28 protein-coding genes are annotated in these 24,971 nt (G+C 33.1%); 22 read left to right on the top strand and 6 right to left on the bottom strand.

The window, feature by feature from the left end:
- Nucleotides 1–434: 434 nt before the first annotated feature.
- The 5 genes from ACSVDA_RS03540 to ACSVDA_RS03520 all read left to right on the top strand — a co-directional run bounded on the left by ACSVDA_RS03540 (nt 435) and on the right by ACSVDA_RS03520 (nt 3,241).
- Nucleotides 435–641, top strand: a complete 207-nt coding sequence (locus tag ACSVDA_RS03540) for a helix-turn-helix transcriptional regulator (RefSeq protein WP_485880884.1) — start codon at nt 435–437, stop codon at nt 639–641.
- A gap of 40 nt (nt 642–681) precedes the next feature.
- Nucleotides 682–1,071 (top strand): hypothetical protein, encoded by a 390-nt coding sequence (locus ACSVDA_RS03535; RefSeq protein WP_485880883.1) that lies wholly within the window; start codon nt 682–684, stop codon nt 1,069–1,071.
- 49 nt (nt 1,072–1,120) lie between these two features.
- Nucleotides 1,121–1,558 carry a hypothetical protein gene (locus ACSVDA_RS03530; RefSeq protein ID WP_485880881.1) on the top strand — a complete coding sequence of 146 codons (438 nt, stop codon included), beginning with the start codon at nt 1,121–1,123 and terminating at the stop codon, nt 1,556–1,558.
- A 165-nt stretch (nt 1,559–1,723) separates the two neighbouring features.
- Nucleotides 1,724–2,608 carry an alpha/beta fold hydrolase gene (locus ACSVDA_RS03525; RefSeq protein ID WP_485880880.1) on the top strand — a complete coding sequence of 295 codons (885 nt, stop codon included), beginning with the start codon at nt 1,724–1,726 and terminating at the stop codon, nt 2,606–2,608.
- Nucleotides 2,609–2,851: 243 nt separating this feature from the next.
- Nucleotides 2,852–3,241, top strand: coding sequence for a hypothetical protein (locus ACSVDA_RS03520; RefSeq protein WP_485880878.1), 390 nt, complete (start codon nt 2,852–2,854; stop codon nt 3,239–3,241).
- Nucleotides 3,242–3,550: 309 nt separating this feature from the next.
- On the opposite strand, the gene ACSVDA_RS03515 is transcribed toward ACSVDA_RS03520, so the two are convergent.
- Nucleotides 3,551–4,018 (bottom strand): hypothetical protein, encoded by a 468-nt coding sequence (locus ACSVDA_RS03515; RefSeq protein WP_485880877.1) that lies wholly within the window; start codon nt 4,016–4,018, stop codon nt 3,551–3,553.
- Nucleotides 4,019–4,237: 219 nt separating this feature from the next.
- On the bottom strand, nt 4,238–5,461 hold the full coding sequence (locus tag ACSVDA_RS03510; RefSeq protein ID WP_485880875.1) for an MDR family MFS transporter: 1,224 nt from the start codon (nt 5,459–5,461) through the stop codon (nt 4,238–4,240).
- Between the two features lie 429 nt (nt 5,462–5,890).
- On the opposite strand from ACSVDA_RS03510, the gene ACSVDA_RS03505 reads away from it, so the two are divergent.
- Nucleotides 5,891–6,268 carry a hypothetical protein gene (locus ACSVDA_RS03505; RefSeq protein ID WP_485880873.1) on the top strand — a complete coding sequence of 126 codons (378 nt, stop codon included), beginning with the start codon at nt 5,891–5,893 and terminating at the stop codon, nt 6,266–6,268.
- 243 nt (nt 6,269–6,511) lie between these two features.
- Here the strand turns inward: ACSVDA_RS03505 and ACSVDA_RS03500 are convergent, their stop codons facing one another.
- Nucleotides 6,512–7,204 (bottom strand): M23 family metallopeptidase, encoded by a 693-nt coding sequence (locus ACSVDA_RS03500; RefSeq protein WP_485880871.1) that lies wholly within the window; start codon nt 7,202–7,204, stop codon nt 6,512–6,514.
- A 355-nt stretch (nt 7,205–7,559) separates the two neighbouring features.
- Between ACSVDA_RS03500 and ACSVDA_RS03495 the strand changes: the two genes are divergently transcribed.
- The 6 genes from ACSVDA_RS03495 (at nt 7,560) to ACSVDA_RS03470 (ending at nt 11,364) form a co-directional block, all read left to right on the top strand.
- A complete protein-coding gene (locus ACSVDA_RS03495) occupies nt 7,560–8,132 on the top strand; it encodes a VanZ family protein (protein ID WP_485880901.1) in 573 nt (190 codons plus the stop codon).
- 16 nt (nt 8,133–8,148) lie between these two features.
- Nucleotides 8,149–8,388: a hypothetical protein gene (locus ACSVDA_RS03490; RefSeq protein ID WP_485880869.1), complete on the top strand. Its 240-nt coding sequence runs from the start codon at nt 8,149–8,151 to the stop codon at nt 8,386–8,388.
- Between the two features lie 96 nt (nt 8,389–8,484).
- Nucleotides 8,485–9,027 (top strand): alpha/beta fold hydrolase, encoded by a 543-nt coding sequence (locus tag ACSVDA_RS03485; RefSeq protein ID WP_485880867.1) that lies wholly within the window; start codon nt 8,485–8,487, stop codon nt 9,025–9,027.
- 235 nt (nt 9,028–9,262) lie between these two features.
- Nucleotides 9,263–10,255, top strand: a complete 993-nt coding sequence (locus ACSVDA_RS03480; RefSeq protein WP_485880865.1) for a phosphotransferase — start codon at nt 9,263–9,265, stop codon at nt 10,253–10,255.
- Between the two features lie 215 nt (nt 10,256–10,470).
- A complete protein-coding gene (locus ACSVDA_RS03475) occupies nt 10,471–10,605 on the top strand; it encodes a hypothetical protein (RefSeq protein WP_485880863.1) in 135 nt (44 codons plus the stop codon).
- 183 nt (nt 10,606–10,788) lie between these two features.
- Entirely contained in the window at nt 10,789–11,364 is a 576-nt protein-coding gene (locus tag ACSVDA_RS03470; RefSeq protein WP_485880900.1) for a cupin domain-containing protein, read from the top strand.
- Nucleotides 11,365–11,691: 327 nt separating this feature from the next.
- On the opposite strand, the gene ACSVDA_RS03465 is transcribed toward ACSVDA_RS03470, so the two are convergent.
- Nucleotides 11,692–12,021 (bottom strand): YolD-like family protein, encoded by a 330-nt coding sequence (locus ACSVDA_RS03465; protein WP_485880862.1) that lies wholly within the window; start codon nt 12,019–12,021, stop codon nt 11,692–11,694.
- 504 nt (nt 12,022–12,525) lie between these two features.
- On the opposite strand from ACSVDA_RS03465, the gene ACSVDA_RS03460 reads away from it, so the two are divergent.
- From ACSVDA_RS03460 to ACSVDA_RS03450, 3 genes are all read left to right on the top strand, one after another.
- Complete coding sequence (locus tag ACSVDA_RS03460) at nt 12,526–13,902, top strand: beta-propeller fold lactonase family protein (protein ID WP_485880860.1); 1,377 nt, start codon at nt 12,526–12,528, stop codon at nt 13,900–13,902.
- 493 nt (nt 13,903–14,395) lie between these two features.
- The gene (locus ACSVDA_RS03455) at nt 14,396–15,184 is read left to right on the top strand and encodes an MBL fold metallo-hydrolase (RefSeq protein ID WP_485880858.1); all 789 of its coding nucleotides are present in this window, start codon (nt 14,396–14,398) and stop codon (nt 15,182–15,184) included.
- A gap of 360 nt (nt 15,185–15,544) precedes the next feature.
- Complete coding sequence (locus ACSVDA_RS03450) at nt 15,545–16,324, top strand: hypothetical protein (RefSeq protein ID WP_485880856.1); 780 nt, start codon at nt 15,545–15,547, stop codon at nt 16,322–16,324.
- Between the two features lie 711 nt (nt 16,325–17,035).
- Here ACSVDA_RS03450 and ACSVDA_RS03445 read toward each other — a convergent pair.
- Both ACSVDA_RS03445 and ACSVDA_RS03440 read right to left on the bottom strand, forming a co-directional pair.
- Nucleotides 17,036–17,296, bottom strand: a complete 261-nt coding sequence (locus ACSVDA_RS03445) for a hypothetical protein (RefSeq protein ID WP_485880854.1) — start codon at nt 17,294–17,296, stop codon at nt 17,036–17,038.
- Between the two features lie 326 nt (nt 17,297–17,622).
- On the bottom strand, nt 17,623–17,871 hold the full coding sequence (locus ACSVDA_RS03440) for a hypothetical protein (protein ID WP_485880852.1): 249 nt from the start codon (nt 17,869–17,871) through the stop codon (nt 17,623–17,625).
- Between the two features lie 509 nt (nt 17,872–18,380).
- On the opposite strand from ACSVDA_RS03440, the gene ACSVDA_RS03435 reads away from it, so the two are divergent.
- The 7 genes from ACSVDA_RS03435 to ACSVDA_RS03405 all read left to right on the top strand — a co-directional run bounded on the left by ACSVDA_RS03435 (nt 18,381) and on the right by ACSVDA_RS03405 (nt 24,843).
- Nucleotides 18,381–19,031 (top strand): bifunctional transcriptional activator/DNA repair enzyme AdaA, encoded by a 651-nt coding sequence (locus ACSVDA_RS03435; protein WP_485880851.1) that lies wholly within the window; start codon nt 18,381–18,383, stop codon nt 19,029–19,031.
- Complete coding sequence (locus ACSVDA_RS03430; protein ID WP_485880849.1) at nt 19,021–19,569, top strand: methylated-DNA--[protein]-cysteine S-methyltransferase; 549 nt, start codon at nt 19,021–19,023, stop codon at nt 19,567–19,569. The genes ACSVDA_RS03435 and ACSVDA_RS03430 overlap by 11 nt, the downstream gene beginning before the upstream one ends.
- Nucleotides 19,562–20,275, top strand: a complete 714-nt coding sequence (locus ACSVDA_RS03425; protein WP_485880847.1) for a 2OG-Fe(II) oxygenase — start codon at nt 19,562–19,564, stop codon at nt 20,273–20,275. Before ACSVDA_RS03430 ends, ACSVDA_RS03425 begins: the two co-directional genes overlap by 8 nt.
- Nucleotides 20,276–20,374: 99 nt before the next feature.
- A complete protein-coding gene (locus ACSVDA_RS03420) occupies nt 20,375–21,193 on the top strand; it encodes a radical SAM protein (RefSeq protein ID WP_485880846.1) in 819 nt (272 codons plus the stop codon).
- 350 nt (nt 21,194–21,543) lie between these two features.
- Nucleotides 21,544–22,788 carry an MFS transporter gene (locus tag ACSVDA_RS03415; RefSeq protein WP_485880844.1) on the top strand — a complete coding sequence of 415 codons (1,245 nt, stop codon included), beginning with the start codon at nt 21,544–21,546 and terminating at the stop codon, nt 22,786–22,788.
- 14 nt (nt 22,789–22,802) lie between these two features.
- On the top strand, nt 22,803–24,134 hold the full coding sequence (locus ACSVDA_RS03410; protein WP_485880842.1) for an ATP-grasp domain-containing protein: 1,332 nt from the start codon (nt 22,803–22,805) through the stop codon (nt 24,132–24,134).
- Between the two features lie 235 nt (nt 24,135–24,369).
- Nucleotides 24,370–24,843: an NUDIX hydrolase gene (locus ACSVDA_RS03405; RefSeq protein WP_485880841.1), complete on the top strand. Its 474-nt coding sequence runs from the start codon at nt 24,370–24,372 to the stop codon at nt 24,841–24,843.
- Nucleotides 24,844–24,971 lie beyond the last annotated feature (128 nt).

Genomic DNA, 24,971 nt, shown 5'->3' with positions numbered 1-24,971 from the left:
CAAAATGAGGTTAATGCGTGAGGCATTACAAAACCTTAGAGTAGTATTAAACAAGTCTAAATATTTAGATGATAGGTGGAGAGCCGTATACATTGAGAGGTGTACGTACGGTTCGGAGGAGAGCGTTTGGAAACCTATCGTAGAAATATGACAAGGCGCTGGGCGCTTACCCTACTACTAATTACAGTTATTTCACAATCTGGCGCAAATCTGATATATGAAGATATGCGTCTTTTTTAATTTATGTAATTATTGTTGAAAAACGAAGATAAGGGTAAATGCTAAAATTAGTAAGATAGTATGAAATGTTTTTTCGAGCAAATCAGCGGAAAAAAAAGGACCAATTCCAAAAACCTTTGACAAATATTGGGTATTTTTATATTATATAAGATGTAAAACATGTTTTACACCTTGTTTATGGTGGTGACAAAAAATTGGAAAATAAAATTAAACAATACAGAGAGAAAAAAGGTTTATCACAGGGTAAGTTAGCCGATCTTTGTAATGTTAGTAGGCAGACAGTAAATGCAATTGAAAATAATAAATATGACCCCAGTCTTCAATTAGCTTTTGATATTGCATTTCACCTAAATAAACCTATGGAAGAAGTTTTTAGACCTAAAAGACGAGATGACATATAGAGTAATCAATTATTATACAAAGGAGGAGGAAGGATAAATCATGAGTACTAGAAAAATTGAGGGGCTTATTTTGGGATTAGTTATTTTATCTGTACTAAGTTTTACAATATTTAAAACCATAACAGGTAAAGAAGTTGGGTTTAATGAAATTTTGGTGTTTAGTAGTTTATTTATGATGTTTTTTTCTGCTATTACATGGGGAGGAGAAAAAGAAAAAGATGGGATTTTACAAAATGAAGAATTAGGCAGAAAGATTACCGAGCAAAGTTCAAAAATTAGCTATTATATTTTAGTAGTAATTATAATAATCTTTGTCTTCTTAGATTATTCCGTAAACGGTACATATAACTTCTTTATTTTAGGGATTATGGGTATAGCTATGGTTTTGTTACCATTAGTAGAATTTTTAGTTTCACGAAAGTATCAGTAATTGAATACAGGGTATAGAAAATTAAGTTAAAGAAAACAAAGGGGAAAGAATGAAACCGAGATTAATAAAATTACGACCAAAAGTTCCTTGGGATTACATAAAAGAACAAGATGATAGAGGTAACTATATTCCATATGAAGGTGTAGTTAGCAAAAATACCGATAGACAGAATCATATCAAATCTCTGTTTAGAAAAAATGAAAATCCTCCCCAATTTGCATACCAACAATTTTATCATGCTGACATAGTTATAGATTCTTTAAATAAAACTCTAGGGGTCATTAACACCATTTATAGGCCATATTATGTAGGATCCGAAGATTGGATAATAGATATGAGTAATGGTATCCAATTGATAATTAACACCTATGATGAATATGGTGGAGATAGTGGTATTAAGCTAACAGGCTTAATAACTGATGGAAATATAAATGACAAGGAGGTGTATAAATCTATTAATTGGTTATCGAAGGTGTATCAACTATAGGACACATTGATTATTGAGTAGATTAGTTTTAAGAAATAAGTTCATCTTACTATTGGGCAACAAGAAAATGTAACAAACGTGTTAGAACTGACCAGACGTTGAGGTGTAGAATCCATCTTAAAATAATGGATATATTTTGATTAACTGTTAATGGGGGAAGGTAGGATGGGTAAACAGATTGAACTTTTCAGAAGTGAAAAAAAGAAATCCGAGTATCTAAAAATATATGATCTAGCCTTATCTCAACTAACTACACCATTTACTAGTAAGTATATTGGAACAAGCTATGGTAATACTCACGTTATCCGTTGTGGACTGGAAAATAGTCCGAAGTTATTGATGCTACATAGCATGGGGTTCACCTCCATTGCTTGGCATAAAAATTTAGAAGGGCTCTCTAAGCATTTTGATATTTTTTGTATTGACTTAATCGGAGAACCAAATAGAACAGAAAGTAACAGAATAAAAATAACTCTAACAGACTATTTACAATGGTTAGTAGAAGTATTAGATGCATTAAACTTGAAAAAAACCAATCTGGTTGGGTGGTCATATGGAGGATTTTTAGTAACTGCCTTTGCAATGAATTTTCCTAACCGTATTGAAAGAGTCGTAACAATGTCTCCTGCAGGAACTATTTCACCTTTGACTACTAGTTTTTATATAAAGCTCCTTCCTGCATTATTTAGTGGGAAAGATAAAAAAATCAATAAATTTTTAAAATGGATAAGTGGCAAGGATAATAATAATTACCCTAACCCTGCCTTTTTGTTGTTTACTGAAGGAATGAAGAATTTCAAAGGATGGGCCAGGGGTACAAAAATTATCGTATATTCAGATGATGATTTTATGAAACTTAAAGTACCTTATTTACTATTAATTGGAGATAAAGATCCTATTTACAAAAAAGAAATACATAATCAACTTATAGACAAATTCAATAATATTAGCCCCAATATTAAAGCAAGTATAATAGGTGGAACACACGGATTCCCAATGCAGAAATCTGAAGTCGTAAATAAAAAAATAATCTCATTCCTTACGAACTAAAAAATTGTGACTAATCTTTCTTTTGTTTATTATGCCAGTCTAGGATTTACAAATGTCAGGATGCATAGTTCGTTATTCAAGTAGTTAAAATAGATTGATTCAACAAAAAGGCGCGTGTTTGAAAGGAAGTAGTGATCCAATAAAATAAGCTGAATATTTACTGGAATAAGTAATATTTTAGTCTGCGGGCTGAAGAATATCTGAGTATTATAGGAAATATAATATTTGGGGGAGGCGAATTTTATGGACGGGGATATTTTCTACACATTATCGATTATTGTTACTATAATGTTTGTTTCTATAGCTGCTTTTCAGGTTTTACTTGTACTAGGGTTACCTTTAGGCGAATATGCGATGGGTGGATTTTATAAAGTTTTACCTAAAAAACTACGTATTGTAAGTGCCATAAATGCTATCATCCTTTTGTTTATGGGAATTGTTTTTTTACAGCATAGTGACTTGTTAAATATCTTTAATTTTTTACCTACACATATTTTAGTTTGGATAGTAACAGTTTATTTGGGCTTAAATACGATAGGAAATCTAATATCCAGAAGCAAAAAAGAAAGATACGTAATGACACCTTTATCGAGTATTGCATTTATATTATGTTTAATGGTTTCTTTATCATAGGGTAGAAGATTATCACATTTATATACCTCCACAATCTGGCGCTAATCTGAAATACATATAAGCGTCATTTTTTGTTGTTGAGCCATAACGTTAATTAGTAAGTAGTATAGTTCTATTTTTTCAGAAATGAAAAGTAGGGGAATATTCTATTGGAAATTTTGTATTGAAAATATATAAATACCAAAAAGAAAAGATAATTGTGTGAACGAGTATTTAAGCACAATAATAAAAAATGAACTATGTAACGGCACTAGCACTAGGTATAAAAAAGTAAAGATAGATTTTTATAGTAAAGAACACTTTCGTATACTATTCTAAACTTTTTTCTGTTAATTCTTCTACTATTGTTGATTCTCCAAATCCAGTTACTTTATATTTATGGCCATCATCTAATTGAAATACTATACCTAAAATCGATCTCTCATAACGATCTTTTCGGTCAATGCTCTCTTTAGTAAGACCATCTGAATCATAATGTACGCTACCTTCAATATTAATGAAATTCTCATCTTGATTTTCATTAATATTACTAATCTCATGATTTATCAGCCTACCTTGTATCCATGTCCCTAATACTGGTTCAATGCTATTAATATCTAAAACCATTCCTTCTTTGTAATATAAAGTTATAGAATATTTTACGAATTGTTCACTAAAATCCTCATTGCCTCCGTGTCCATAATATGATTCATATATTCTAAAATCATCAATGTCATTATAAGAGTTAGTACACGCTACTAGTGTTATGATTTGTAAAATAATTATTATTCGCTTCATTAAATCACCCCATACCCATATTATATTTGAATTTGCAAAAAAATAATCTACATTTTTCAAAATGTAGATTATCAAACCTTCTTATTAAATAATCTGGCGCATTTCTATAAGGAGAAGCCACTTTCTTTATGAAAGATCCGCATTAACTTTCTGGACAGTCTCTTTCCATAATAGACCTTCTCGGGGGATAAGGAAAAAACTCAACTAAGTCAAATATGTTTATAGACTATATCCTACTTTTCGATTTGTTGATTTCATTAAGCCCTTAACATACAGAAGAACGGGGAACCCAAGTGAAGAGACTAGTGCCAACACACTAAACAAAGTAAAGTGGTTTGTATAACCGAAATACTCTAACATAAGCCCACCAATCAAAGGACCGAATGAACTTCCAATTGCAGTAAAACCCATCGCACCAAAATACAGACCTTTCATTTCATTTGGTGATATTTGATCAATAAATAAATCTGTCATTGTAAACATCATTACTTCACCGACCGTAAATACGAAGATCGACAAAAATAAAAAGGGTATAGAAGTAAAAAATGCAAAGCCTAGTAACCCAATAGATGTCGTTAACGTTCCAATCATTATTGATGTTAGTGCAGAATAACGTTTTCCTATTCTTGTTACTGGGTATTGGACAATTAATACTGTTATAGCATTAAACACAATAAGGTAAGAGAATACCTCTACACCATTCGTAATAAGTGGTGAGGAGGCTAAATATTGTGGGATGGTTGAACTGAATTGGGAATAACCGCATACCCCCATAACTAGCCCAATGACTGCGAAAAGAAATACACGATCAGCACTAAGTACCTTCAATGCTTTTGCCATCGTTACCCGTTCATTTGTTTTAGTGTTTAAACTATCATCAATTTGGTTTATAGAAAACATGGCAAGCAGAACAATAAAGTAAAGAGAATAAATAACTGCAGTCACAAAAAATGCAGACGTTGAAGACGAGCTACCTATCTTTAATCCAATAAGGGGACCTACTGCAGCACCGATATTAATGGCTGCATACCTAAGATTAAACACCAACAGTTTATTTTTTGGTTTAGTAACCTTTGAAAGTAATGCCCTAGACGAAGGCTCAAAAAAAGAACGACATAAACCATTTAAGGCATTTAAAATAAAAAACGTAACTACACTTTCTGCTAAAGCAAAGCCAACAAAAACAAAAATCCAAATAAAAATGGAATATTTCATGACCTTTTCTTGCCCATATAAATCCGATAAAAAGCCACCAATAAAACCACCAAATAGCCCTACAATTGAACTTATTCCAATAATAGCACCAGCAAAACCTGGACTAACCCCCTTCACTGAAGTGAGGTAAATTGCTAGAAATGGGATTGTCATAAATGTAGCCATTCGAGCAAAGAGTGTACCAATGATTATGGTGAGACTTATTGGATGAATTCTTGTTATTCCCAACCTACACTCCTCCCTCCGAGTATTTACTCTATGTATCCTTTGCTCAACTCTATCGTAGGTTGAAAGAGTTTGATTCTCTAAATCAGCATACTTCATTATACTAAATATGTCTAAAGGACGGTATGAGAATTAAGAATGATATATTAATACAACTTTAGAATGAGAGTTTAGTAATCCATGGAAGTTAAATCAGCTAGGTCGAGTATGTTAATAATATGTAAAATACTAAGTTTGGACAGTAAAACACTAAGTTTGGACAGTAAACCACTGAGTTTGGACAGTAAACCACTAAATTTGGACACTGAATTTATTAACAAAGTGAAAATTCTTTTTTATTGATCAGACTAAATAAGAACACATAAATAATATGGTATAAACTTAATTTTAACTTACGAATATGGATAGGAGTTCGTTTGGAGGGGGAGTAGATTGACCAAAAAAGAGGTATCATATATTTTATTATTGATTTTTGGGGTGTTATTGGGTAGCTTCTCTATTTATATGCCTGCTTTAGGGTATAAAAATATTGAGTATATTGAACAAACATCTAATTATCAGATTACTAATTATAGTTGGTATGGTAAAAGAATACATCAAGAAACTTTTGATGGAGATAATAAGGAAGGATTGGTGATATATCAAAATCAAAGAAGAATTCAAAAAATAGAGGCTTGGATATTATTCTTTACAATAGCGTCGTTGATGTTATGGAGGTTTAGAGATAAGAAATTTCGTATTTATGCCTGTGTCTTTTCAGCGATTGCATTTATAGTAATGGATATTGTATTGGTAAACAAATTCAATTAATCCCTAACCTTTATTCACCATAATAGATAAGTTTAGCTTAAATATTTGATTTGAAATTGTTATTCCAATCTGGCGCTAATTTGAAATAAGGATTAGCGTCTTTATCATTTTAGGACCAGATTGTTGAGAAACGATGTATAAAAACTAGGTGTTATCCTTCTAGAAAGATATTTAGAGTTATTTTATAATGACCTTTTGTTGACCTAAAGAGATTAAATTCAAAGTGTTAGGTATTCGGGGCGACTAAACAGAAAATCTTATTCTATCTTTATCTGTGGGAATACCATTAAACACTTTACGCCATTTCCCGTTCTGAAATAATTCATATTGTTCAAAAGCACAAGGTAACCCATTTGCAGTGACTATATCACTGCTATCCATGAGCTGAAAATGTAAATGAGGGCCAAAAGAATTACCGGAATGACCTACTTTACCGATAACATCCCCCTTTTTCACGCTTTGACCAACTGAAACCTTGATTGACCCTGTTTGAAGATGAACTAATCCAGCAAATACATTATCATCACATTTCATAATGATGTAATTCCCAGCAACAGATTGTATATTGTCTTTGCTTGGATCGAAAGCATAGGCAGCTTTTAATGCAACATACAAGTCTGAAAGTAGATGCGCCCTTGCGCGCTCCTTGTAACCATCCTCTGCCTTGACAATGATCCCATCACAAGGCGCATGCACATCCTTACCCCAACAGTAAAAATTATTCAGAGGAGCACCTAAAAGAAAATATCGTAATGGAAGAACACGATAGCTGGGCCAACTTTTTCTGTCCCAATTCACTTGCAAAAAATCGTAAGCATATCGTGTTCCTAAGCGGTTTGATCCGTGGCTCGGAATTCTTTTTCCTGGAGTATTCGGAGAAATCCACTCACCTCTTAAAGGAAATTCTACAATTATCGGTTTACTCACTTTATCCATGTTAACTTACACTCCTTTCGCTGTGATTATGGCGCAAGTAATGAAATTTAATTCTTGTGTATTTAGAGAAAGATAATGGCTTAGAAGAAGTTTTTTTAAAAAAAGAACGTACATTTTCTAATTGGAATTATTGGAGTTTAAATTTTGTCATGGAATGAGAGGTGATAGTAATGCAATATCTTTAAAAATGATTATAGCAAATGGAATTGAAATCTAAGAATTATCTTTTAAAGATGTATCTAAACTACTTATGATAAACTTAGTTTATCAGAATTTACCAAATGACGAAATATTCATTGTTCCATGAATAGGCAGTAGAGTTGAAAAAGAAGCAGGGGGAAGTAATTTGTTTACAGTGTATGATGTTGTTGTAATCGGATCTTTATTTTTATTGTTCTATATTATTGTAGATTTTATTATGAACAAATCAAAGGATATAGTAAGGAGACTGATTTTTTATAGTTTTGTTTTCTATTTACTTAATGTAGTTCAACTTACTACTGGAGGCATCGTGTTCCCGCCTCAAAAGGACTTTCTACCAACTACTCAATTAATTCCATTTTATTTTATTGGTGACCTGTTTAGTATGTATCGCACTAATGGTTTAGATTGGTTTTTTTGGAATTCTTTTAAGCTAACATTTTTTAACTTGATTATGCTCATGCCTCTAGGTGTTTATATGTCTTTATTTTATAAAGTGAAACGAATATCTAGAGTATTTTTAATTATATTCCTTGTAAGTCTTACTATTGAAACTATTCAACTCACTTTTACTTACTTAGGATTGGTAATGGGTCGAGGATTTAATGTAGACGATTTAATTGTTAATACTTTAGGCGGTGTAATTGGATTTGTACTTTTTGGGCTGACAAAGAAAGGGGTTTTTACGATTATACCAAGCCTTAATATTAAAAAGGAGATAATGTAGAAAGTTGGGGGCTATTATGAGGAGTAGTACAATTTATAAAAGTGAAGAGGGTAAACAATTTATTCAAAAGCATTATGAAGATTATTTACAGACACTAAAATTTAATGTGGAACGAATGTATATAGACACAAGCTTTGGTAAAACCCACATTCTTGTATCAGGTCCAGCTCAAGCAAAACCATTATTTATCTTTCAAGGAGGTAACTGCATTAATCCTATGACAATGTCCTGGTTTTCTCCATTAACAAGCGAGTAAGAAGTATATGCTCCAGATACAATTGGTCATCCAGGTTATAGTGATGAAAATAGAATTTCTGCAAAGGATGACAGTTTCGCTCTTTGGATAAAAGAAATGATGGATTACTTAAATATAAAGAGTAGTGCATTTATTGGCCCATCATACGGGGCAGGTATTATATTGAGACTAGCCACATTTATGCCGGAAAAAATAGATTGTTCCATCTTAGTTTCACCAGCAGGGATAAAATTAGGTTCTAAACTTAGTATGATTAAGGATATTTTACTTCCTTTAATTTTATATAACATCACATCATCAGGTAAACATCTTAATAAAATCACAAAAATTATGTCTTCCGATTCAATGAAGGAGCATGACAAAAAAATTATAGGTGATGTTTTCAAATATGTAAAACTTGAACAAGATATGCCTAAATTAACTGAGAAAAAAGAACTACTAAATTATAAATCTCCGACATTAACTATAGTAGGGAAAAAGGACATTTTCTTTCCTGAAAATAGATTGAAAGAAAAAACAAAAGAAATCATACCAAATTTAATATCATTCAAATCATTCGATATGGGGCATTTTCCTTCCGGAATTTATTTAGAAAAATTAAACAATGAGATAATTGAGTTTCTTAAATTTTATTACTAAAGACTATGAAATTAGTGACAAAATATGAACCTGGACAAACCATTGGATTATTCCATAATCTTGGCCCTAATCTGTAATGAGAGAGGTGTCTTTAATTGTGGAACAGGGATTGTTGAAAAATAGAAGACATGAAAAGTAAAGATGTTATTTAAGGACTGATAGAACTACTTATGAAATAGTATCGATAGCTCCCTGCATAAAAGCAAACATCATTTAAAGGCAGGAACGAAAGAAGATGAACCTTACTTTTATAGAGAATTTATGGAATATTTCACAACCGTATAAAGTAACAGAAATTACTATTGGACATTTTAATAAAATATACAAAATTGATCATTTTCAATCATCATACATCCTAAGAATTTATGAAAGTGAGAATAATATTAATAAAATAAAACGAGAACTAAAGGTACTAAACCTATTAAAAAAAGAGCATTTATCCTTTGCAATTCCCCATTTTAAACAAACAGTTGATAAAGAACAAATTGTATTCTTACCTGATCAAAACACTTATGCGATATTGATGCCTCTAATTAAAGGAGTACATCCGAATTTAGAGGATCACAAACATCAATATCAATCTGGAATGGCATTAGGAGAATTAAATTTCATTTTCTCAAAAATGAAAAAAGGTATTTTTAGTGATTTGAACCCTTCTTATTCAAATCTAAACTCCTTTCATCCAGATATTACAGATATCAAAAAAATTGTAAATCATTTACCTTCATCTAATATAAAAAAAGAACAACTACAATATTTATTTGAAAATATATTCGAAAAAATTGAAGATGTATATAAATATTTACCAAAACAATTTATTCATGGAGACTATACAAATGGTAATCGTTTAATCCATAAGGGGAGTATTTCTGGAATTATTGATTTTGAATTTTTTTGCTTTGATTTAAGAGTTATGGATTTGGCTATTAGTATAGGTGGCGGACCATCTGCATTATGGAAGCATGGCAATGGATGGGGTATAATTGAGGCATTTTGTAAAGGGTACTTCAATAAGTTTACAATTGCAGATATTGAAATAAAGCACATACCATTCTTAATTCAAGTCCGAAGAATTGCAATGTTAATTTACTTTTTTGGAAGATATGAAAAGGGATTGGATGATGAATCTTGGATGAGAGGGATTATAGATTGGGTTTTAGATGCAGATGAGTGGTTAAAGTATCATTCTTCAGACTTAATTTCAAATTTATTGAAGTGGAGAGAATAAAGGTAACTATGTTCTATATTATTTACTTTCCATAATTTTAAATATCCATTTAATTGATCACAAAATAGAAGCATTCGATTTTGATTGTGGTAGTATTAGATATCGTTCTTATGATTTAGCTGTGTTTTGGTGGAATTTAAAACAAAATTATTCCGATTTAGAAAATATGTTGGATCAGTTTATAAATGGATACCTAAGTCAAAAAAGTATAAACGATGATGTTTGGGGAACAAATAGAACAAGATGCAGAGATGTTTAAATTTGGAATATTTTGTAATGGGATTTTGTCTGTTATGGCAATTGAAACTGAATATTCAGGCTTAAACATGTTTGCCATTAAGGGAATCTGAAAAGATACTGTCGTATCCTACCAAAGTCTAATTCAACTTAGACAACACAATGGGTGAAAGAACTTAAATCGATAAAGAAGGTTTACTTTCTATAAAGATACATTGAGTCAAGTACACTCCTCTACTACAGCACATAAGATAATTTGTAAATAACAATAAATTCATCTGAGGGGATTGATGGAAATGTACTGTGTGCCCTATATGTATCAACATTCTAATAACGTGAATAGACCAATTCTTACTTACAGAAATCCTACACCGTATTACGCTCTTTCTAATAAGATATATAGCTCGTATCCACCATTTTATAGTCATAATAGGGTGGTGTTAAGAGATTATGGAGCAAACCCATTTGTTTTAAATATCAATGAAGCTACCAAACAAAATAATTCGTACCGTACAGCAATCTGGACGGGTAAACATTTTCAAGTTACATTAATGAGTCTCAATGTTAGTGAAGATATTGGTTTGGAAATTCACCCTAACACTGATCAATTTTTAAGAGTTGAACAAGGTCAGGGAATTGTACAAATGGGTAAGCAGAGAGAAGATTTAAGTTTTCAAAAAAGAATTTTTGATGACTCTGCCATAATGATCCCTGCTGGAATGTGGCACAATGTGATAAATACAGGAAATGTTCCTTTAAAGCTATACTCGATATATGCTCCACCAAACCATCCATTTGGTACGATTCATAGGACTAAAGCAGATGCAATGGCTTTAGAAGAAGGTTATGGAAATAGAGATGGAATTCAGTAGTTCTTCAGAATAGTCATTTAAAACAGTAGAAGATTATGTAACCTCCCTGTTCCGTGGCATGAAAGGAGGGTGAGCAGGGAGGCTGGCAGAAGGATCCTATAAAATATGGTATGCCAATTATAAAGAATAAGCATGTACTGGTGTACTAGGTAATTTACATCGATTTGTATCTTTTTTTAGAAATTTATCTAGAGAAATATCTATTCTACAAAATTGCGAATAATGAGATGAAAATATTCACACTTTTATTCATCCAAAGTCCGTAATAATTTTAACTATTTCATGCAAACAACCCCAAAAAAAGTCCATGCATCATTCTCAGGGTTGTTAACTGATTTGAATATTGATGATATCATCTAAATTAATTCTATGGACATCCTGGAATTTATCTATTATTCTAATATGTTTATTGATCGTGTCAGCATAAAGAATATGTCCAACAAAAGGTTTAAACTGCCCATTTTCAAAGTATGTCACAATTATTTCAGTTTTTTGTTTTATTGCTTCAACAATAATATTATTTATAACCTCAATTTCATGTTTATCCAATTTAGGTTTTTTGATGTTATAATAATCATCTTTTATATCACGGAGCATTTTCATCTGTTCAGGCTGCATATAAGAAGGCTCCCATTTCATAGATCCTTTACCCTTCAAGTGTATCACTCCTTATATTTAGATCTATTAAGTAAAAAAATGGTATCATTTAGATTACTGTACCACACATCTAAAAATAAAATAACATAATTTGTTAGTGGATGGGATAATCCCGACACCTTCCTTTACTTTTAATGAGTAAAGGCTTTTTTATTTGCACTTAATTATTCATAAAAAAAGAAATAATCTAGTCTAAATATAGGTGAGTACTTAATTGGTTTATGCTTTTTGAGATATGCTTGTATTCATGTAAGGTTAGATAAATCAATTTTGGGCTATCCAAGTGATATTAGAATTGAATTTTGTGTGAAGTAATTAAAGCTTTCTACCCTTATTATGAATATAAATATAATGTACAAACTCCATTAGAATATAAATCTTATTAAGTATTTTGGAGAATGGTGAAATAAAGTGGTGTAATTGTTAATAATTATAATAATTTGAAGTACTGTTATTCTTATAGATTTGTTAGATTTCAGTTAACTATAGAAGGAGGTGAGAATTATGACAAAACATCTTTCAGAAAAATGTTGTAATCCAACTATTACCTTAATAGTTCCGTGTGAAATAAAGTGTCAAAGTGTTATTTCAGGAAAGGTCACGTCTAACGGAGTGTGTCCAGTTGAAGGAGCGAAAGTATGTTTATCGAGTTCGTTACCTGGTATCGTCAATTTTGACCCGAATCCAACAATTACTGATGATAATGGTGAATATACATCTATGGTGACTGTAACCCCTCCTCTTTTAGGTACAGTTGTTACAATCATAGCTTCAACAGAGGTAAACAATGTCCCAATATCTATTACAGAATTTACAGTTGTAAGCTGTCAACAGACATTTGAAACAGTATATGTAACGAATGAATTCTCAAATAATATAACAGTAATTGACGGGCAAGAAAACATGCCGATCACAACTTTACCAGTTCAAAACACACCATTCAGGGTAGCGATTACACAAGATAGAAGTTTTGCTTATGTAGCCAATTTGAATAGTGGATCTGTTTCTGTAATACGTGTATCAGACAATACCATTGTTGGGGACCCTATTAGTACAGGAGGAGGTTCCCAAAACTTAGTCATCACACCTGATAGTGCGTTTGTTTATGTATATAATATTGACGCATCGACAGTATCTGTTATAGAAGTAAGTGAGAATAGGGTTATACAGTGTATTAGTGTTGGTAAAGGATCAAGAGCAAACACATATAACAATATTGCTATTACACCTGATGGTCAGTTTGTTTATATCGCTAATACACAGGATAATACCATTTCTGTCATTCAAACTTCTAATAATGTTGTTATTAAAACAATTTCTGTGCCAAACTCTCCTTTATCTATTGCAAGTACACCCAATAGCCAATTTGTCTACGTTGTTAGTCCTTTTGGGACGATAACTGTTATCGAAACTTCCAATCAAACAATATTTGATACTATAAATACTTCTGCGCCTAACCCTCAGAATTTAGCAATTACTCCTAGTGGTGAATTCTTTTATGTGATTGGTGGTTCACAATTTGTAGAAGCTTTTCGAATAGCGGATAACATGCGTATTGCATCTATAGAATTGTCAAGAGCTAACTTTAGTCTTGATGTTGTGATATCTCCATCATCTGATTTTGTTTACGTTATCGCTAATCAAGTTTTTTCTCCATTCGGCAGTATAAATGTTATTGATATTACTAGTAATACTGTAATAAAACAAGTACAACTTGGAAATGCACCACAACAATTGGCTATTAATACTGATGGAAGTCGAGTATATGTGTCCAATGCAAACCCTGATAGTGTTGAAGTATTCCAAACTTCAAATAATGAGTTGATAGCGAAAATACCTGGTGGAGGAAATGGAGCCCAAGGAATTGCTGTAACGTCTTAATAGCTTTATAACAAATAATAATCATGGTTATAAGGTTAATACAATAGACTATTAGATTCTAAATGTTAGTTTAGAAGTTGAATATACTCATCAAAGAATTGAAATGATAGATTCCCTTAGTCTTCATAAAACATGCAATGGTAGGTATTTTGAGTAAGAATGGGGTAACTAAATAGCTTCTCCTAAATCGTTAACTACCTTATTGTTCTTACTGTAACAATAACGAGATATTATTGATATAGATTATCTTGATATCAACTCTTTCGCAATACTACAGGCGCTAATCAATAAAGGTTAGCGTTTATTGATCTTAGGACAAGATTAACCTTCGTTTAAACAGGTACAACTTAGCCTCTCCTTCTATAATTCTTATATTTACTTTCAACAAACCCTTTCAGTATAATTGGATTGGTAAATTAAAGAATATAAGTTTGATATTGTAAAACAAATATTAATAATTACATTTTTATATGATAAAAGGAGAGGGTAAATTATGACTTTGATAAAGGATAGATGGTTTACGGTTCAAGAAATAGGTAATTCAACTTTTGCTATAAGCGAATATGGGCATTGGGAAAAAGTCCATTCATTTTTATTATTAGGTGATACGGAAGCTGCATTAATTGATACAGGACTTGGTATTGATAATATCAAAAGGATTACTGATCAACTTACTTCATTACCTATAAAGGTTTTAACTACACATGTACATACTGATCATATTGGAAGCCATGGGGAGTATAATGAAATTTATGTACATGAGGGAGATAAAGACTGGTTGGTGAATGGGATCAGAGGATTATCTATAGAACAAATAAGAGAACACATAAGTAGAGACATAACAATACCGACGCCAGAAACATTTAACCCTAATACATACCAACCTTTTCAAGGTGAGCCGACAGGGTTATTGAAAGATGGTGATGTAATTGATCTCGGTAACAGGCAGCTAGAAATTTATCATACTCCTGGACATTCGCCAGGCCATATATCAATATTTGATAGATTAGAGAAATATCTCTTCACGGGTGATTTACTTTATGATCAAACACCAATTTATGCTTATTATCCTTCTACCAGCCCTGTTGATTTAGTTGATTCTCTAGAAAGAATATCAAATATTGAGGACGTTATGATGATATATGGCTCACATAACTCATTAGGTCTTGAAAAAAACATACTGAAGGAAGTTAAAAAAGGAATTAGCTATTTAAAAGAAAATAAGCTTGTGAAATTTGGAACAGGATTACATAAATTTAATGGATTTAGTGTGCAGTTTTAAAAGAGTTATTATTAGAATTATTATGAATTAGTGTATTCTGCTTTAGGGCACTTATTATATAACACGAAAGACGTCTCTTAATATGGGTAAAAAGATTGAGTGAATTTTTCCTGAAATAATTGTAATTAACAAGTTATTAACAATAAATTCTTTGCAAACTTAATTAGGTGATGAGCCTATACAAAAAAATCAAATTCCCTCTCTGTTACAGGACGGGGATTTATTCAATTTTATACACGTCAGTGGATATTGTGCTTACTAGAGATTAAAGTTGTAACCTTTTTGTAATCTTCTTTTAAACAAACCGTAATAAAATACAATCATCAAGAAGAAAAAACAAAAAATTGGAGGTTATACAACATGATAAAAATCATAATTGCTAGTATGTTAACAATGTCATTAGTCGGTGGAGGATTAGTATATCAGAAAACCGATTTTGCAATAAATGATAGTCAGGTTACATTATCTCAGACAGAAGAATCACAAGAGAATCCGATACGAAAAGAAGATATGGAAAATTTTGATGAACTAATGAAGGAGCAAATGGCAAAGTTTAAAGGTCCAAATGAAGAGAGTATGTACGATTTGTTAAATCATACATTTGAAAATCCAGATTGGACCTTTGAAAGTGATGATTATAATGCAATGCTATTTCATGGGACAGAGAATGGTAAAGAATATTATATATTCTTTTACTATCAACAAGAAGATATAAATATTATTTTTGATGGAGAAAGCATAAGAAAAACGAATGAAGAATTCAATGAATGGCTAAGTGAGTTTTCAATAAATGATAGTCAGGTTACATTATCTGAGACAGAAGAATCAGAAGAGAATCCGATACGAAAAGAAGATATGGAGAATTTTGATGAACTAATGAAGGAGCAAATGGCAAAGTTTAAAGGTCCAAATGAAGAGAGTATGTACGATTTGTTAAATCATACATTTGAAAATCCAGATTGGACCTTTGAAAGTGATGATTATAATGCAATGCTATTTCATGGGACAGAGAATGGTAAAGAATATTATATATTCTTTTACTATCAACAAGAAGATATAAATATTATTTTTGATGGAGAAAGCATAAGAAAAACTAATGAAGAGTTTAATGAATGGTTAAGTTCGGAGTTACTTTTATAAAGGCTCTTTTCGTAAGCTTTGTTGCTAATGTTACCAAATTCGTACCATAAAAAGTGTTTTTATATGGTAGTCATCTTTTTACAGATGAAAAGGTGCTACGCTCTCTATTTATGTACGTGAAAATTAAAATTTCATCGATAAGGAAAAATTAGAAAGATTTGTGACGCAAAGTTCATAACGTAATACCAATAGTGGTTGTATCACTCTCTGAAGTAATGGGTTTTACTACTCCTCTTTAAATACTGAAAATATTCACTAACAGGGCGCTAATCTGAAAAGATTATCGTCTCTTTTTTTTAGGGACATATTGTGGAATAACAAGTTTATTTGATTCATAATTTTGTAGGTTGTATGAAGACCCCAAGATAGACTTAATTGCTTGCTAACAATAAACTGAAAAAAATAATAAAATCCCATCTTCGTTACAGAAGTGGGATTTTTAAAATTCTATACCTAGGACAAGTGGCCAACACGTTCTATAAGAATTAGCTAATACCTTGGGGATGAAGCAGTGAATGATTTTAATTTATAAAAAATTAAGGGCAGAAAATAGTAGTATTTAAGGAACGAGTTTGGAACATTAGTGAATCAAATATTGCTGCTCCAGCAACCACAGTGCTGTTATCTATAAATACACGATACAAATGTAAACCTATTCCTGATTTATCTGTCAAAGTATGGTTAGTGATTAATGATGCTCTATCAGGATTATTAAAACCTTCTTTGTCTAGCTGTTACCGTGGATAGATTAGAAAAAGGTCCATTATTGGTAGAGCGTTGAAGAATGTAGTCAAATTCATCAAACGTAGTACCTTGTGGCTGATTGACTGGGTCAGAGAGGGATATTTCAGATAACAATTCAGAAGTTAAATCAAGTTTAACTTCAACATTTTGTTGTTTAAGTAGTAATGATAACGCTAAAATCGATTTCCGTTTCTGTTTGAGTTTTAAATAATCGAGGACATTTAACATCTTTGTACTTACAGTTTCCCATTATTACATCAGTCCTCTTAAAGAATTAGTTGTAAAAGTAGATGTTGAAAAAATATATATGCAACTGATAAAAGACCAAATTTAAGAATATGGATGCACTTGGATTATTGAGTTTATTAGCTTGGAGGGGGCTATTTTAATTAGGTGTGCTAAGACTTATTCGAAACTATGAAACGTTACAGAAAATGAAAACATCTTTATAGATGAGGCTATTCTGACCATGAGAGAATGGTTTAAAAGATACTCAAAGGATCGACTAAGTCAAAATAAAATATCAGTTTTCTAGGAACAGTTATCCATGTCCTTCAATCCTTCTTAACATTAACTAAAGCAATTGTTGATGTAAGGAATACTGCAATTGATCCGAATAATAAAATTATCATTATAAAAAAAGCTGCTACTGCATCATCTCCAAATGATTCTAATAGACCCATTGGAGACATAGCCGTCACAAAGGAAAAAGCTAGAATAAAAATAAAAGAAATAGCTTTAGTCACTTCAAGGTGGTATATGTTAAGATTTTTAATTTCTTTATAATTAGGTTCTTCTGACAATGTTATCACCCCACTTTTTATTTTGGATAATTATACCATGACATTTTATCTAAAACTATATGTTCAAATGTCTTTTAAAACAAAAAAACCTTTTGGAATAGCTTTTCTTTAGAGCTTTGGATGGTATTTTATCATAACCAGTAATAACAAGTAACCTAAACTACATGGTCCGCTCCTTTTAACACATATTGATCGTGTTTATTCCTTACACCAAAGTTCATAAAATACTGAAGGTATTTGTCACTATGCTGTTTTACACTTTGACCAGTTATCAGATGACGTCTTTAGGATTCCAAACAATATATGAAACGTTGACCCGATCCTACATTTGTATATTTGGACGAGTTGAAATCGAGCTGTTTCCTGAATTCACAGGTTTTTCATTCTGATCTGACTACGTATGATAACATAACAACTTGTCATCAGAATTTCGTTATCTTGCTATTACATTCTAAAATACGTACATAAGCTGGGTTTCAGGTTTATACTAAAGCTAGAGGTGATTCAAAATGACAGACGATTGGAAAACGAATCCGCATTGGGCTTTTCAACAACCAGACGCTGACAAGCCAATTCTATCCGCAGTTGTTTCTGATGAACAATGGGAGGCCATTGCCAATAATGATGTTTCTTATGACGGACAATTTTTTTATGCAGTAAAAACAACAGGGATTTTTTGTCGCCCTTCATGCAAATCAAGATTACCTAATAGAGAAAACATTGGCTTTTTTGAAAATGCTGATCAAGCATTAGCCGCGCATTTTCGCCCATGCAAAAGGTGCAAGCCAACTGGGCAAAGGTTGCCAGATGAGGAATGGATTGCTTTCATAACGGAATATGTGGATAGCCACTACAATGAAACTTTGACGCTTGAAGTCCTTGCACTTATGAGCCACGTATCTCCCTATCACTTGCATCGAACGTTTAAAAAAATCAAAGGCATGACCCCAGTGGATTACATTCAACATATCCGGATCGAAAAAGCGAAAATGTTATTGACTACTTTCGATGACTCGGTTGCTGAAGTCGGTAAATCTGTCGGGCTTTCCAATACGCCTTATTTTATTACGTTGTTTAAGAAGAAAATTGGACAAACGCCGGAAGCCTATCGTCGACAGCAAAAACAACGCTTGAAGGAGGCTTTTTCAAATGACACTTAACAAAAGCAGCTCTCTCTATTGGTCCTTGTTTTCTTATGAAAACTGGAAGATTTACATTGCTGCAACAAGCAGAGGCTTATGTTTTGTGGGATCACAAAATCAACCATTTGAAGAATTGGTGAAATGGACAGATCATTACTTTCCTGGAGATGATCTGATTCAAGATGACGAAAAATTGCAACCATTTGCAGATGAGCTTATTCGTTATTTTCAAGGAAAACTCAATCATTTCACGATTCCAATCTTTTATCGCGGAACACTTTTTCAGGAAGCCGTATGGAAGGCACTATGTGATATTCCGTACGGTCAAACTCGATCCTACTCAGATATTGCTCGTCAAATTCGAAGACCTGCTGCGGTTCGGGCGATTGGGAGGGCCATTGGAGCAAATCCAATCCTGATTACGGTTCCATGCCACCGTGTAATTGGCATAAATGGATCGTTGACGGGATATCGCGGCGGAATGGAAATGAAAACACAACTGTTGAAACTTGAACGAGGCTCAACTACAAATGAGAAGGAGCAACAATATGTCTAAACAACATATAACATCTTTATCCAATCTTAAATGGGCCGAGCTGCATCAAATGCTTGATGAACAGGGCTACGCCAAACTGCCGCCACTTTTAAATACGGACTCGTGCACTAGTCTGATCAAAGGCTATGAAGACGAATCTCTATATCGCAAGACCATCGACATGAAGCGATATCGTTTCGGAAAGGGAGAGTACAAGTATTATCAAACTCCTCTTCCAGATCTATTACAGCAACATCGCGTTAAATTGTATCCGGAGCTTGCCAAGGCGGCCAATCGTTGGTTGGAACAGATGAATAGATCACCTAAGTACCCAGAAACCTTGGCGATGTTTCTTGATCAATGTCATCAGGCGGGGCAGGATCACCCCACTCCACTAATTTTGAAATATGAAGTAGGGGGCTACAATTGTCTCCATCAGGATTTGTACGGTGATATCTTCTTCCCTTTTCAAGTCGTGTTTACTCTGAACCAACAGAATGAAGATTATACAGGCGGTGAATTTTTACTCATCGAACAGCGACCACGGGCACAGAGCAGAGGTCATGTCATTACGCTGAATCAAGGTGAAGGTCTCATCTTTCCAACCCAACATCGACCGATATTAGGTACACGTGGCTATTACAGGGTGACTCTGCGACATGGCGTTGGCACGGTCACCTCTGGAACGCGGTATAGTTTAGGGGTTATATTTCATGATGCGAAGTAAACCCAAACCGACATGTCATCCATATAAGCATGTAACAAATCAGAATTGCTACTTCTTGTCTAATCCGTACGTAAAATATGGTTTAGCAGGTGGTTGCAGATGACAATTGAGTATTTATATAAAACGCCGAAAACATTGCTGAATAAGGGAACTGGTTTTTTATCCGGATATAGTCACTCGTTAAATCCATATACGGGATGCGCATTCGCTTGCTCGTATTGCTATGTGCGGCAAATGCCTGTCTCTACTTTTCGTAACGCAGAATGGGGAACTTGGGTAGACATTAAAAAAGATGCTGCGTCCACATTCCAAAAAGAATTGCTCAGAGCTAAGATCAAAGGGCCGGTCACCATCTTCATGTCATCTAGCACGGACCCATATCAATCAATCGAACACAAGGAGAAGATTACGCAGTCTTTACTGAAAATCATGGTGAAAAATCCTCCGGACTTCTTGCTTGTTCAAACACGAAGCCCGCTTGTTCGCAGGGACATTAAGATGTTGCAACAGTTGGGAGCCAAGGTTCGGGTAAGTATGACAGTAGAGACCGATAGCGAAGATATTCGCAAGTATTTTACGCCTTACGCTCCTCCTATTCCGGCAAGGCTTAAAACACTCCAACTGCTTGCGGAGTTCGGTATTCCCACACAGGTTGCCATCTCACCTGTATTACCGAGTAGCGATCGATTTGCAGAATTATTGCGTCCCTTGGTTAACAGAGTATGTATTGACGATTATTTTATGGGGGACGGCAGCGGTGGTAAACGAACACACAAGTTGGGCTTACAAGAATTATATAGAAACCTGGAAATGGAAGAATGGTATGATCCTTCCGCCTATCAAATGGTTTATAAGCGAATGCGGCAGTATTTTTCAGAAGATGAACTTTTCATTAGCCAGAGAGGTTTTGAACCATAGTGCTACCATAATGACCACCTTATCTTACTTACGTCGTACAGGATTTTTAAAAGTATCATTTCATGTAGCAAAAAAATGAATGATTACAAAATGACCGCAACCTATGGTTTTAGCAATTAATGTTTTTGTTCTTTGTTTAGTTAGATTAGAAATTTAAAGGCTTTATTGACGAGCACCGTCTTCACCTTACCTATCTATTAATAGGTTGATTATATGATATAACAAGTGAGTTTTTCCTTATACTATGGTCATTTGCCCCCACTCAATCTTCACTCGCTTGGCATTGTTTTTGTTTGAAGTGGGGGTCTTCTAACTGGAAAATGATAAATATGAATTAATGGGGTTGTATTATGAAAAATAACAAACATCTTAATTTTTACAAGCTTTGGCTAGGACAGTCTATAAGTTTGCTAGGTACCCAGTTTACATTAGTAGCTTTGCCTCTTTTTGCATTAGAGGTACTAGAAACAAGTGAGGCGAATGCTGCCTTGCTTCGTGGGATTATATTCATACCCTACCTAATTTTCGGATTAGTAGCCGGTGCTTTAATAGACGTCCTCCATAGAAAAAAGGTTTTGCTAATTTGTAGTATATGCCAAGGCATTTTATTTTTATCAGTATTCATACTGACAGTAACAAATATAATGACGTTCCCTTTATTAGTGTTTCTCATGTTTTTTAATGGCATATTTACTACTTTTTACAACATTGCAATTCCTTCTTTCTTACCGGAAATATTAACAGATAAAAACAACTTAAAAAAAGGAAATGCTCAACTAGCTCTTTCAGAGTCTCTTTCTATAGTAATTGGTCCTATGTTAGCAGGAATTGTTATTACTCTAGTTGGATTAACAGGCTCATTCACTGTTGACGCAGTTACGTATTTTGTTTGCTTTGTATTTGTATTATTTATTTCAAGGTTTAAACCGCAAACAGAGGGCTCTTTAAAAAACGTAAATATAAAATCCATATATAAGAACATATATGAAGGGTTGATATATTTTAAAAAACACCCTGTATTAGAACCAATTGTAAGTTGTGGCGCTGTTTACGGCTTTTTTAAATACATACTAAATAGCATTTTAGTAATATTCCTATATAAGGTAATGGGTCTATCTGAACTTGAAATAGGATTTATTGTAGGTTCAGCAGCGGTGGGATTTTTAATAGGAAATACGATACTTATGAAAAAAAGTCAACAATTTAATAATACAAAAGTGCTTATTTATAGCGCTACTGTATCAGTTATTGGTCTATGCTTTATACCGATAATGGGATATTTGGGAACCGTTATCGGTATAGTAGCTGCAAGTATCATACATGGTATGGGAGAAGGTGTATTTGGTCCTTACGCTGCAACCATACGACAACTTGCCTCACCAAGCCACATGCTAGGTCGAGTAAATGCTGTACAACGTACGCTTAATTGGGGAGCTTGGGCATTGGGGAGCTTTGCTAGTGCATTGTTAGTTTCTATATTTGGGCTTCAAACTACGTTATTTATAGGAGGCTTCGGAACAACATTGTGTTTAATAGTGTTGCTAAGGCGAGGCGTATCAAAAGGAACCAACATTGAATATATGAGTTCAATTTAGAGGAGATGATTTTGATGAATAAGATATTAAAAGGAACTGACATAGAAAATGCACCACACATTTTATTTGTAGGGGGATGGACAAAGCCTATGCAAGATGCTTTAGACAGGGGGTATACTGTTTCGTATATAGGGTCTTACACTAAACACATATATTTCGATGGAACGATCTTAGAAAAGTGTTTCTATAAAAAAGAAATAGACACAACAAACATACCAGTATGTGTATACTACGCTGAAGAATTGTACAAAGAGAAACCGTTTGATATGGTCGTATCTTTCAACGAAACGGCCTTAGATACAGCTTCTATAATTGCAAAGATTTTTGATGTTAAAGGAGCTTCTTTTAACGCTAATATGATAACCCGTAATAAAGACATGATGCGTGAAATTCTAGCAGGTAAGGACTTTTCGATAGATTCGTTAGTTTGCAACAATATAAAAGATATTGATGAATTTTTAAACAAAAAAGATAGTATTATAATAAAGCCTCCTAGTGGTGCAGGTGGTAAAGAGGTATCTAAGCTAGACATAGGAGATGACGTAGAGGTATTTATTAAAGATAACGGTATTCAGCTACCTATTTTAGTGGAAGAGTACGTTGAAGGTGACGTGGTTTATACGGTCGAAGCCGTTTCTTATAACAAAAAACATTCTATACTAGCTATATCAGCTGAAATATTTAAAGAAGATACGTTTTTAATAAACTATACTATTATGCCGGCACCTATAGATGAATCTCAAAAAAAATTAATCATTGAGAAAGTAATGCTATTTTTGGACGACATGGAGCTGGAAGACGGCATTACTCATACAGAGGTAAAGATAGACAAACAAAATAACCCAATAATCATAGAGTCTCAAGTCAGAATAGGTGGAGGAAACATTTGGAGAATGGTAGAATTAACAACCGGCATATCTCAATTTGGATACTATTATGATGCGTTAACAAATAAAACGATCGATGAATATAGATGTGTACCTTCTAAATGTCAAGCTATGTCTTTAAGTTTGATTCCAAAACCAGGTTGCTTAAAAGAAATTAAGTATAAAGGGTTAGCTAACATATCTGAGGTCGTATTAATTGATCTATTAGTAAAAGAGGGCGACACCATACCAACTATTGTAGACAGTACTCAGCGTAAAGGATATATATTATTTGTGGCTAATGATATAAAACATATGTATGAAGTTGCAGACAAAATATGTGACAATATAACGTTTGTTTATCAGGATTTATCAGAATGGAAACCTTCTTTTAAAAAAATATTTAAAAGGAATGTGGCACATGACTGGTCTTTATCTCATGAAAAAGGACAAGTTAAACCACAACTGTCGATTAACTAAAAATAGGTAGACTACTCCCGTCAATAAATTCGTAGCTTTTCAATAATAGAATTCATCTTAGAATACCAATCGATGAGTAAGTTGCTTTCAAGGAATCTTCTTGAAAAGAGACAGAGGATTATTATAGATATTCAATCTTATTTATCAGAATTTGGTTCAAATTTCTTTTTAGAGAGGGAGGAGAATCAAATTTTGATTGTCAAAAAAAGCTATAAAAACAAGATAAGGGGGTGTTGTGTTGGTTAATGTAGAAGTACCGTTAAGGTGCACAGGTGTTGCGGCTGTATTATTAAAAAAAGTAGGAGCAGATTACAAAGTTCTATTGCTTAAACGTGATACAGCAGTTTTACAAGATGTTTGGTGTTACATAGGTGGTAGTATAGAAGAAGGAGAAAAAGCGTGGGAAGCTGCTCTCAGAGAAATTCAAGAGGAAACAGGGATTACTTGTAATTCACTCTATACATCGAATCTATTTGATCAAATTTATTCACCTCAAGGAAATTACATTTATATTGCTCCGGTCTTCATAGGTTATGTGGATGAAACACAAAAGGTAAGTTTAAACTATGAACATAGTGATTATAAATGGGTTTCCTTCAAGGAAGCATTTGAAACAGTTTCATTACCAGGCAACGAAGAAGTCCTTCGTTCTATAGAAAAACACTTTGCTAATCGTAAACCATTACATAATTTACGTATACAACAATAGAAGCATGTCTGTACAGGAAATAAAAAGTGTTCAAGCAAAAAGTTCGTGATAAATGAGAAATAATGAATGTTGGGTAGGGTGGATAGTCTTGTAAGGATGATTTTCTAACTCACAGAAGTTATTACATT

This window comes from Cytobacillus sp. Hm23 (genome assembly GCF_051842895.1).
In the GTDB taxonomy this organism is placed as follows: domain Bacteria; phylum Bacillota; class Bacilli; order Bacillales; family SM2101; genus Nanhaiella.
Note: the sequence above shows the minus strand (reverse complement) of the source record. Positions and strands in the feature narration are given on the sequence as shown.

What these genes read in the sequence shown, in the direction of transcription:
- ACSVDA_RS03515 (WP_485880877.1), bottom strand. Translation starts at nt 4,018, where the DNA reads ATGAAGCGAATAATAATTATTTTACAAATCATAACACTAGTAGCGTGT.
- ACSVDA_RS03460 (WP_485880860.1), top strand. Translation starts at nt 12,526, where the DNA reads ATGACAAAACATCTTTCAGAAAAATGTTGTAATCCAACTATTACCTTA.
- ACSVDA_RS03420 (WP_485880846.1), top strand. Translation starts at nt 20,375, where the DNA reads ATGACAATTGAGTATTTATATAAAACGCCGAAAACATTGCTGAATAAG.
- ACSVDA_RS03435 (WP_485880851.1), top strand. Translation starts at nt 18,381, where the DNA reads ATGACAGACGATTGGAAAACGAATCCGCATTGGGCTTTTCAACAACCA.
- ACSVDA_RS03520 (WP_485880878.1), top strand. Translation starts at nt 2,852, where the DNA reads ATGGACGGGGATATTTTCTACACATTATCGATTATTGTTACTATAATG.
- ACSVDA_RS03490 (WP_485880869.1), top strand. Translation starts at nt 8,149, where the DNA reads ATGAGGAGTAGTACAATTTATAAAAGTGAAGAGGGTAAACAATTTATT.
- ACSVDA_RS03500 (WP_485880871.1), bottom strand. Translation starts at nt 7,204, where the DNA reads ATGGATAAAGTGAGTAAACCGATAATTGTAGAATTTCCTTTAAGAGGT.
- ACSVDA_RS03525 (WP_485880880.1), top strand. Translation starts at nt 1,724, where the DNA reads ATGGGTAAACAGATTGAACTTTTCAGAAGTGAAAAAAAGAAATCCGAG.
- ACSVDA_RS03480 (WP_485880865.1), top strand. Translation starts at nt 9,263, where the DNA reads ATGAACCTTACTTTTATAGAGAATTTATGGAATATTTCACAACCGTAT.
- ACSVDA_RS03410 (WP_485880842.1), top strand. Translation starts at nt 22,803, where the DNA reads ATGAATAAGATATTAAAAGGAACTGACATAGAAAATGCACCACACATT.
- ACSVDA_RS03445 (WP_485880854.1), bottom strand. Translation starts at nt 17,296, where the DNA reads ATGTTAAATGTCCTCGATTATTTAAAACTCAAACAGAAACGGAAATCG.
- ACSVDA_RS03475 (WP_485880863.1), top strand. Translation starts at nt 10,471, where the DNA reads ATGATGTTTGGGGAACAAATAGAACAAGATGCAGAGATGTTTAAATTT.
- ACSVDA_RS03415 (WP_485880844.1), top strand. Translation starts at nt 21,544, where the DNA reads ATGAAAAATAACAAACATCTTAATTTTTACAAGCTTTGGCTAGGACAG.
- ACSVDA_RS03425 (WP_485880847.1), top strand. Translation starts at nt 19,562, where the DNA reads ATGTCTAAACAACATATAACATCTTTATCCAATCTTAAATGGGCCGAG.
- ACSVDA_RS03470 (WP_485880900.1), top strand. Translation starts at nt 10,789, where the DNA reads ATGTACTGTGTGCCCTATATGTATCAACATTCTAATAACGTGAATAGA.
- ACSVDA_RS03535 (WP_485880883.1), top strand. Translation starts at nt 682, where the DNA reads ATGAGTACTAGAAAAATTGAGGGGCTTATTTTGGGATTAGTTATTTTA.
- ACSVDA_RS03450 (WP_485880856.1), top strand. Translation starts at nt 15,545, where the DNA reads ATGATAAAAATCATAATTGCTAGTATGTTAACAATGTCATTAGTCGGT.
- ACSVDA_RS03485 (WP_485880867.1), top strand. Translation starts at nt 8,485, where the DNA reads ATGATGGATTACTTAAATATAAAGAGTAGTGCATTTATTGGCCCATCA.
- ACSVDA_RS03430 (WP_485880849.1), top strand. Translation starts at nt 19,021, where the DNA reads ATGACACTTAACAAAAGCAGCTCTCTCTATTGGTCCTTGTTTTCTTAT.
- ACSVDA_RS03455 (WP_485880858.1), top strand. Translation starts at nt 14,396, where the DNA reads ATGACTTTGATAAAGGATAGATGGTTTACGGTTCAAGAAATAGGTAAT.
- ACSVDA_RS03530 (WP_485880881.1), top strand. Translation starts at nt 1,121, where the DNA reads ATGAAACCGAGATTAATAAAATTACGACCAAAAGTTCCTTGGGATTAC.